At 52.2% G+C, this 9001-nt stretch carries 4 protein-coding genes; all 4 read left to right on the top strand.

What is annotated here, in order from left to right; genetic code table 11:
* Positions 1 to 3478, top strand: a 3478-nt coding sequence (locus I4W93_RS18310) for an Ig-like domain-containing protein (RefSeq protein WP_224673545.1), incomplete at its 5' end; no start/stop codon positions are given.
* A 133-nt stretch (positions 3479 to 3611) separates the two neighbouring features.
* Positions 3612 to 4502, top strand: coding sequence for a hypothetical protein (locus I4W93_RS18305; RefSeq protein WP_205312016.1), 891 nt, complete (start codon positions 3612 to 3614; stop codon positions 4500 to 4502).
* Positions 4503 to 4631: 129 nt separating this feature from the next.
* Complete coding sequence (locus tag I4W93_RS18300) at positions 4632 to 6542, top strand: alpha-amylase family protein (RefSeq protein ID WP_205312017.1); 1911 nt, start codon at positions 4632 to 4634, stop codon at positions 6540 to 6542.
* On the top strand, positions 6542 to 8953 hold the full coding sequence (locus tag I4W93_RS18295) for a glycoside hydrolase family 31 protein (RefSeq protein ID WP_205312018.1): 2412 nt from the start codon (positions 6542 to 6544) through the stop codon (positions 8951 to 8953). The genes I4W93_RS18300 and I4W93_RS18295 overlap by 1 nt, the downstream gene beginning before the upstream one ends.
* Positions 8954 to 9001: the final 48 nt, after the last annotated feature.

Genomic DNA, 9001 nt, shown 5'->3' with positions numbered 1-9001 from the left:
TGATGCGGATGACGATACGCTAACCTTTAGCATCACCAACAAACCCAGCTGGGCCGCATTTAATACCAACACCGGCGCCCTAACCGGCACACCAGTGGCGGCAGATGTCGGCACCACCACCGGTATTGTGATTAGTGTGTCTGACGGCACGTTATCGGCCTCACTGCCGGCGTTTAATATTGAAGTAACCAGCGTAAACAGCGCGCCAGTCATCAGCGGCACGCCGACTACCAGCGTCGACCAAGATGCGGCTTACAGCTTTATGCCAACAGCGACGGATGCCGATGACGACACGCTAACCTTCAGCATTACCAACAAACCCAGCTGGGCCGCATTTAATACCAACACCGGCGCCTTAACCGGCACACCGGTGGCGGCAGATGTCGGCACCACCACCGGTATTGTGATTAGTGTGTCTGATGGCACGGTTTCTACCGCACTGCCAGCGTTTAACCTGGCGGTGGTCAAAGTAAATAGCGCCCCGGTTGCCGTTGATGATAATTTCAATCAGGCCTTTAACAACGACAACGCTTACGTGCTGAATGTACTGGCGAACGATACTGATGCGAATGGTGATACTTTAAGTATCGCAGCCGCTAAAGCCAGCATTGGTCAGGTAAGTGTGCAGGGCGACGCCTTATTGTTTAGCGCACCGGACAACTTCAGCGGTACGGCGACGTTTAGTTACAGCATTACTGATGGTGAGCTAACGGATATGGCTGACGTAACGCTGCTGATTGAAGGTGGCAATGCAGACGCCCCGGTAATTACCGCGCCGGATGATCTCAATATTAATGCAACGGGATTATTCACCAAGGTCGATGTTGGTGTAGCAACTGCGGTGGATGCTGCAGGAAATCGCCTGGCGGTATCGCTACTTAATGGTCTGCCATTGTTTACTTCGGGCCGCCACGAATTGTATTGGCAGGCAGTCGATGCAGCAGGCACAACCAGTACGGTGACCCAATTGCTGCAAGTTCATCCACGGCTATCGTTGAGCAAACCACAAACCGTGATTAACCACAGTAGTGTCAGTGTTGATGTGATACTTAATGGCCCGGCACCAGCTTACCCGATAGATGTTGCCTACACCGTTAGTGGTTCAGCCAATGCAATGACGGACCACGATCTTGCTGGTGGCAGCATTCAAATCCAACAGGGGTTGCGCGCTAGCATTAACTTTAACGTGTTTGCAGACCTGAATAATGTTGCTACAAAAGACATTATTATCACACTGGATAGCAGCCTGAACCTTAGTGCTAACGCCAGCACCACAGTCACCGTGACTGCAGCCAATCTGGCACCCAGCATTCAACTTAGCGCCCGCCAGCAAGGCAATAGCAGACTTACGTTTGCTAAAGATCAGGCGCTGGTAACGGTTAGCGCTGTGGTAACCGATCCTAATCCGGGCGATAACGTCAATGTTGTCTGGCAAGCCGATGCGGCCCTGGTAAACCTCGCAGACAGCAGCGCGCAGTTTGTATTTGACCCGGCAAACCTTGCTGCAGGTGTGTATCGCGTTGCGCTAACCGCTACCGACGATGCAACGCCGGCGCTTAGCAACACCGCGGAGCTGTATCTGCAAATCACCGACACCTTGCCGGTATTAACCGACGCAGACAGCAATAACAACCTTATCCCCGACAATGTCGAAGGGCTGGGCGATGCCAATGGCAACGGTATTCCAGATTATCTGGACCCGGGCTTTGACTGCAACGTTATCCCTGAGCAACTGGTTAGCACCAACGCCTTTGTGGCCGAAGGTGAGCCGGGTATTTGTCTGCGTAAAGGCGCGGCAGCGGCCGTTGGCAACGGTGGTGGTATTGAATTACTGGATACCGACCAACAATGGATGGAGCCAGATATGCAAGCCGATAATATCGGCGGCGTATTTGACTTTATCCTGTTAGGCCTGCCAACCGCTGGCGACAGCTACAGCATTGTGTTGCCACAACGTCAGCCACTGCCGTTGAATGCGGTATACCGGAAGTACACGGCAGAAAACGGCTGGGTTAACTTTGTTAGTAATGCCAACAATGGCCTGTTTAGCAGCGCCGGCGAGCCGGGCTACTGCCCTCCACCGGGCGACAACAGCTGGCAGAGCGGCTTAGCCGCCGGACATTGGTGTGTGCAGCTGACTATTGAAGACGGCGGCCCGAACGATGCTGATGGCATTGCCAACGGCAGTATTGTTGACCCGGGCGGTGTGGCGGTAATTTTGGATGGCAACCGGTTACCCGTGGCGGTTAATGACAGCTACTCGTTGCAATGGAACCAAAGCCACGTCTTGACCGTGCTAGAAAACGATACTGACCCAGATGGCGATAGCCTGAGCATTAACCAAACCTCAGCGGCTTTTGGTACGGTAAGTGTGAGTGACGATGGCCAAACGCTGCTGTATACCCCGGCACAGGACTTTGTCGGTACCGACACCCTGAGTTACGCGGTCAATGATGGTAAAGGTGGCAGCACCAGCGCCAACGTTACTGCCACGGTGTACTACAACAGAGCTCCGGTAGTAACGAGCACTGCCCCAATCAGCACCGATGACAAAACAGCCATCGACATTAATGTGCTGGCAAATGCCACCGATGCGGATGGTGATAACCTGAGTGTTAGTGCAGCTAGTGCCCAAGCCGGTACAGTAGTTATTAGTGCAGCACAAACACTGCGCTATACGCCAAAAGCCGGCTTTAGTGGCTCAGACATTATTAGCTTTACGGTAAGTGACGGCCGCGGTGGCAATAGTAATAGTCAGGTGACAGTAAATGTCACCGCGTTTGAGGTAATTACTGTGGTAAATAAATCATCGGGTGGCAGTATTAACGGCCTGCCAATCTTGTTGTTAACCTTGCTGGTTGGCCTGCGTCGCCGGGGCAAGCCGGCGCTGATAGCTGCGCTGGCCTTGCTGTTTAGCTTTAATACTCAGGCCAATTGGTCGGTTGATGCCTTTGTTGGCCAAAGCAAAGCTGATCTGAAGCAGTCAGAGGTGGAAACACAGCTGCCGGCCAATGCCAGCGTGCTGAACTTTGACAACAGCGCCACCAGCTGGGCGATAGGTGTTAATTACCGCTTTAGCCCACGGGTGTCGGTGCAAGCCTATTATGTTGACTTGGGCAGCACCGGCTTAGCCATTCAGGGCGCAACCTTAACACCGGAGCAGTTCCAACAAGCCGTTGCTGACATTGGCCCGCTGTCTGCTGAGGGCGTTCGCACCGGGTTGTCATACCGCTTGCTGCAACGTGGTAACTGGTATGTTGCGGCGCAGGCTGGCATCTTTACCTGGAGTAGCAAACAAAGCAGTACCGCAGGCAGCAGTGTTATCCGCACTACTGCCAGCAACAGTGATATCTACCTGGCACTGAACACCGGCTATAACATTAACGACCAACTGGCGCTGCAATTCAGCGTTGACAGATACAAGCTTAAGAGCAATAACGTCAATAACCTGATGCTGGGGCTGAGCTACCAGTTCTGAGCTGCCAGCTCTCAGTTAGGCAAGCCAACTAAAACGCCAGGGCACCGCAAGGTGCCCTGGCTTTATCTGGCAGCATAAATAGTTAATACTGCGCTAAACCGACAGCCACTCCTACCGTCCGTTGGAGGCAAGCATGAATTTCATCAAAACACTCAGTCCAATGCAGCGGCTGTTCGCCCTGTTGCTCTGCCTGCTGGCACTGGCGGCAGGCATTTACACCGGAGTATTGCAGCAACGACTGGTTAACCCTGTGCTGGCGCCACTGGATAATAAAGCCAACGCCGCGCTTAAACACAGCTTAGTATTAAGCAGCGCCTCTTTCGCCACTGCCCGCCTGATTGACCGCGGCATTGCTTTTGTGTCTGAAGCCGAAGTGGGCGTTGGTGTAGCCAGTGTTAAACCCGGCCAGTTATTAAAACCGCTGCAGGATATGGCCGTGCGGTACTCCGACTTAATGGTGCTGGCGATGACATCGATTGGCTTGCAGTTATTTTTGCTGGAGTTTGGCAAACTGGCCGCTTTACCATTATTTGGCAGCGGAATTTTAGTCTGCTCGCTCAGCCTATTGCTCGGCCCCGCAAGCTGGCGCACTAGCTCTGGCTATTTGTTACGTATCTTTGTTGCCTTGCTGTTAGTGGTGCGTATTGGTGTACCGTTAGCCGCCTTTGGCGTGGCAGAGCTGTCAAACTGGGTGCTAGAACCACAACGTATTGCCGCAGAAGCGGCACTCAGTAGCGAAACAGCCGCATTGCAACGGGTTGAACAGCCACAGCAGCAAGCAGAGCAAAGCTCACTCAGCTGGTTACGCCAAGTGGCAGCGCAAGCCAACGATCTGTTTGCTGCGGTAAAAAGCTTCTCCGACAGCATGGTAGAAAAGCTCATCCAACTAATTGTGGTGTACAGCCTGCAAACGCTGGTATTTCCGCTTTTGTCACTCTGGCTGCTATGGCATTTGGGCCGCTGGTTTGTGCGCCGACCATTGCAACTGCATGAAACTGCGCCGCGCACAGCAATGGTGCAGTAAGTGCTGTTTGGTGGCCCCTCAGGCAGTTGCCAGCAACAAGGATTGCATACGTATGCACCAAATAAAGGCAAGCCAGCTGGCATATACTCAGGTACTTTGACAACAGAACAATAGTCACAGGGTAGACATATGCGCAAACTAACCACCATCCTGACCTTAGGTCTGGCCGGCAGCCTGCTGTTGGCTTGCAGCCCGGCACCAGAGCCAACCATCACGGCAAAATCCGTCGACGCCGCCGCAGACAGCACAGCAGCACAACAGCACGATGCCAGTGGTAAAGTGGTGTTGTATCAAGTGTTTACCCGCCTATTTGGCAATACCAACACCAGCAATACCCCCTGGGGCACGCTCGAACAAAATGGCGTCGGCAAATTTGCCGACTTCACGCCACAAGCACTTAGCGCCATTAAAGCCATGGGTGTTAGCCATATCTGGTATACCGGCGTACCGCATCACGCCCTGGTGCGCGACTACACAGCTTATGGCATCAGCCATGACGACCCGGATGTCATTAAGGGCCGGGCCGGCTCACCTTACGCGGTAAAAGATTACTACAACGTAAACCCCGACTTAGCCACAGATCCGGCTAACCGGCTAGCCGAATTTGAGGCATTAATCGCCCGCACCCATCAGCATGATATGAAAGTATTGATAGATATTGTGCCTAACCATGTGGCACGGCAATATCAATCGCTGGCAAACCCAACAGGCGTAAGCGACTTTGGTGCTAATGATGACACCAGCGTTGAGTATGCCCGCGACAATAACTTTTACTATGTGCCTGGCAGCGCTTTTGCTGTGCCGGCATGGCCTGATAGCTATAAGGTACTGGGCGGTGATACTCACCCCGCCGCCGACGGCACATTCGCTGAAAACCCAGCCAAGTGGACCGGCAATGGTTCGCGAGCGACCCAGCCGGCCTTTGATGACTGGTATGAAACAGTAAAAATTAACTACGGTGTAAAACCGGATGGCAGTTACGACTTTGCTAGCTTGCCAAGCGATTACGCCGACAAAGACTGGCGGGCACACTATGCTTTTTGGCAAGACAAAGAGGTACCCGACTCTTGGCTTAAATTCCGTGATATTACCCAGTATTGGCTAGCCAAAGGCGTAGACGGTTTTCGCTATGATATGGCCGAAATGGTGCCGGTAGAATTTTGGAGTTATTTAAACTCACATATTAAACAGACCAACCCAAACGCGTTTTTACTAGCCGAGGTGTATCAGCCGCATTTATACCGGGATTATATTCGCTTAGGCAAAATGGACTACCTGTACGACAAAGTCGAATTTTACGATAACTTAAAATTAGTAATGCAAGGCAAAGGGCCAACCTCAGCCTTAGTTGAAACCCAACAGCGCATGGCCGATATAGAGCACCATATGCTGCACTTTTTGGAAAACCACGACGAGCAGCGCATTGCCGCGCCTGAATTTGCCGGTGATGCCAGAAAAGGCAAGCCCGCAATGGTGGTGTCCGCCACTATCAGTACCTCACCCACTATGCTGTACTTTGGCCAGGATGTGGGTGAGCCAGGCGACGGTGACGCCGGTTTTGGCAAAGCCAGCCGTACCACTATTTTTGATTACTGGGGTGTACCGCAGCACCAAAAATGGATGAATAACGGCAAGTTTGATGGCGCAGCGCTGGATAGCGAGAGTCTGGCCTTGCACCACTACTATAAAAAGCTGCTGAGCTTTACCGCCAACGCACCGGCGTTAATGGGCGACTATGTTGAACTGCACAGCGTCAATCTGGCTGCAGGTACCAGCTACAGTGAGCAGCAATTAGCCTTTGCTCGCTATAACGAGCAGCAAAAACTCATTATTGCCAGCCACTTTAATAGCGACAGCAGCGTGAGTTTTGCCTTAACACTGCCGGCAGAGCTAATCAGCCAATGGCAGCTGGCCGATGGCCAGTATCCGCTTAGTGATAAGTTGAACGGTGGTGAGAATACGCTGCAGGTAGCAAGCGGCGTCGGCACAGTCGCTGTGCAACTGGCGCCATTAGCCTCGGTAATTTTGGAGCTGCAATAATGCGTTTATTTCTGATTTTACTCAGTTTTGTCTGTTACAACGCAGCTTATGCTGCTCAGTATCAGGCACATCAGCTTGACGGCAATAGCCTGCTGCTACAAACCGATGCGGGCCAGCTTAGCCTGACGTTTTATCAAAACGATGTGGTAGAAGCCTTTTATCAGCCAGAAGGTGTAAAGCAACTGCCGTCGTTTTCAATTAGCCAACAGCCTGCAGCAGTAGCGTTACAGCTGAACGAAGCGGCTGACAGCTTAACCCTGGCCAGCGACGGCTTAACGGTGAAAATTAACAAAGCACCGCTGCAACTTAGCTATTATCGAGGCGATAAATTGCTGCTGGCTGAAGAACAAGGCTACTTTCAACATCAGCAACAAAACATGCAGCACGGTTTTCGCTTTGCGCTAAGCAAAGACGAACAGCTGCTAGGTGGCGGCCAGCGCGTATTAGGCATGGACCGGCGTGGGCATAAGTTTCCGCTGTATAACAAAGCGCATTATGGTTATAGCACCCAGTCGAGCCAAATGTATTTCAGCCTGCCAGCGATAATGTCGAGCAATAAATACCTGTTATTATTTGATAACTCTGCCAAAGGAGAAGCCGATTTAGGCGCTACAGACACCGATGTGATGCAGTTTAGCGCCGAAGGTGGCCGTAGCAGTTACGTGCTGGTAGCCGGTGATTCTTACCCGCAATTAATCAACAACTACACTGCCTTAACCGGTCGGCAGCCGCTACCGGCACGCTGGACGCTGGGTAATTATGCCTCACGCTTTGGTTACCGTACCGAGGCCGAAGCTCGTGCCGTGGTGCAAAAGTTCCGTCAACTTAAGCTACCGCTGGATGCCTTAGTGCTGGATTTATACTGGTTTGGCCCGGACATTAAAGGCCACATGGGCAACCTGGCCTGGGATCACAACGCTTTCCCGCAACCGGAAAAAATGCTGGCCGATTTAAGCGCAGATGGCATTAATACCATTTTAGTTACCGAGCCGTTTGTGCTTACCAGCTCGAAACGCTGGCAAGAAGCGGTTGCAGCAGAAGCGATAGCGCCGGGCTTAGACGGCAAGCCAAAAACCTTTGATTTTTATTTTGGCAATACCGGTTTAGTTGATGTGTTTAGCGCTCAAGGCCAAAGCTGGTTCTGGCAAATTTATAAGGGCCTGGCTGAACAAGGCGTGGCGGGTGTTTGGGGTGATTTGGGCGAGCCAGAAGTACACCCGGATGATACCGTGCATGCCATTGGCATGGCCAACGAAGTACATAACGCCTTTGGCCATCAATGGGCCGATATGGTGTATAGCAACATGCGCCGTGATTTCCCTGCACAAAGGCCTTTTATTATGATGCGCGCGGGTGCACCGGGCAGCCAACGCTTTGGTATGGTGCCCTGGACCGGTGATGTAGAACGCAGTTGGGGCGGCCTTAAACCGCAGGTAGAGCTGGCACTTAGCATGGGGTTGTTTGGTTTTGGTTATATTCACTCTGATTTAGGCGGCTTTGCCGGCGGCGAGCAGTTTGATAAAGAGCTGTACATCCGCTGGTTGCAGTATGGCGTGTTCCAGCCGGTATACCGGCCACATGCGCAAGAGCATATCGCGCCGGAAATGGTGTTTCACGATAGCGACACCATTGAAACCCTGCGCCCCTGGCTAAATATGCGCTATCAGCTGCTGCCGTATAACTACACGCTGGCGTATCAGAACAGCCAAAGCGGTATGCCATTAATGCGGCCGCTATTCTTTGCAGACGAGCAAAACCCGGCACTAATAGAGGAAAAAAACAGCTATTTTTGGGGCGATGCGTTTTTAGTCGCACCGATAACCGAGCCCGGCGCAACCTCCTGGCCGGTGCAATTGCCTGGCGGCGTCTGGTTTGATTATTTCAACGGCCAGCGCTACGCCGGTACAAACCGGGTAGATATTCCGATAAGCATTAATACCATACCGGTACTGGTTAAAGCTGGTAGCTTCGTGCCCATGGCAGAGCTGGTGCAAAGCACGCGCGATTACAGTAGCAAAAAGCTAACGCTGCACTATTATGCCGATGCCAGCGTGGAGTGCGCCAAAGGCGAGATGTATGAAGACGACGGTAAAACGCCGGAAGCTATTGCCAAAGGTGAGTTTGAGCTACTGAACTTTTACTATCTTAACGACAATGGCACGCAAAAGTTTGAGCTACGCCGCAGTGGCAATTACAGCGGTATGCCAGACAGCCGCGAGTTAACGCTGGTAGTGCATAACCAAAGCGCCACGCCGTCGCATATCAGTGTCGATGGCCGCTATGTGCAGCTAGTGCCACAACAAGCCCGCTTTAACCGCATGCAAAATGTCGCCTGGTACGATAAAGCCACTAAGCAGCTAAAGGTGAAAATTGATTGGCAGGCAGAGAAACAGCAGATCCTGATTCGCTAATTAACTTTTGTCTGAAAAGCGCACTGGTAACAGTGCGCTTTTGCATTA

This window comes from Rheinheimera maricola (genome assembly GCF_016918075.2).
Taxonomy (GTDB): domain Bacteria; phylum Pseudomonadota; class Gammaproteobacteria; order Enterobacterales; family Alteromonadaceae; genus Alishewanella; species Alishewanella maricola_A.
This window is presented reverse-complemented; position numbering and strand designations above follow the sequence as displayed.

Excerpts from the sequence above, each read along its gene's own strand:
- I4W93_RS18295 (WP_205312018.1), top strand. The coding sequence starts at position 6,542 with ATGCGTTTATTTCTGATTTTACTCAGTTTTGTCTGTTACAACGCAGCT.
- I4W93_RS18300 (WP_205312017.1), top strand. The coding sequence starts at position 4,632 with ATGCGCAAACTAACCACCATCCTGACCTTAGGTCTGGCCGGCAGCCTG.
- I4W93_RS18305 (WP_205312016.1), top strand. The coding sequence starts at position 3,612 with ATGAATTTCATCAAAACACTCAGTCCAATGCAGCGGCTGTTCGCCCTG.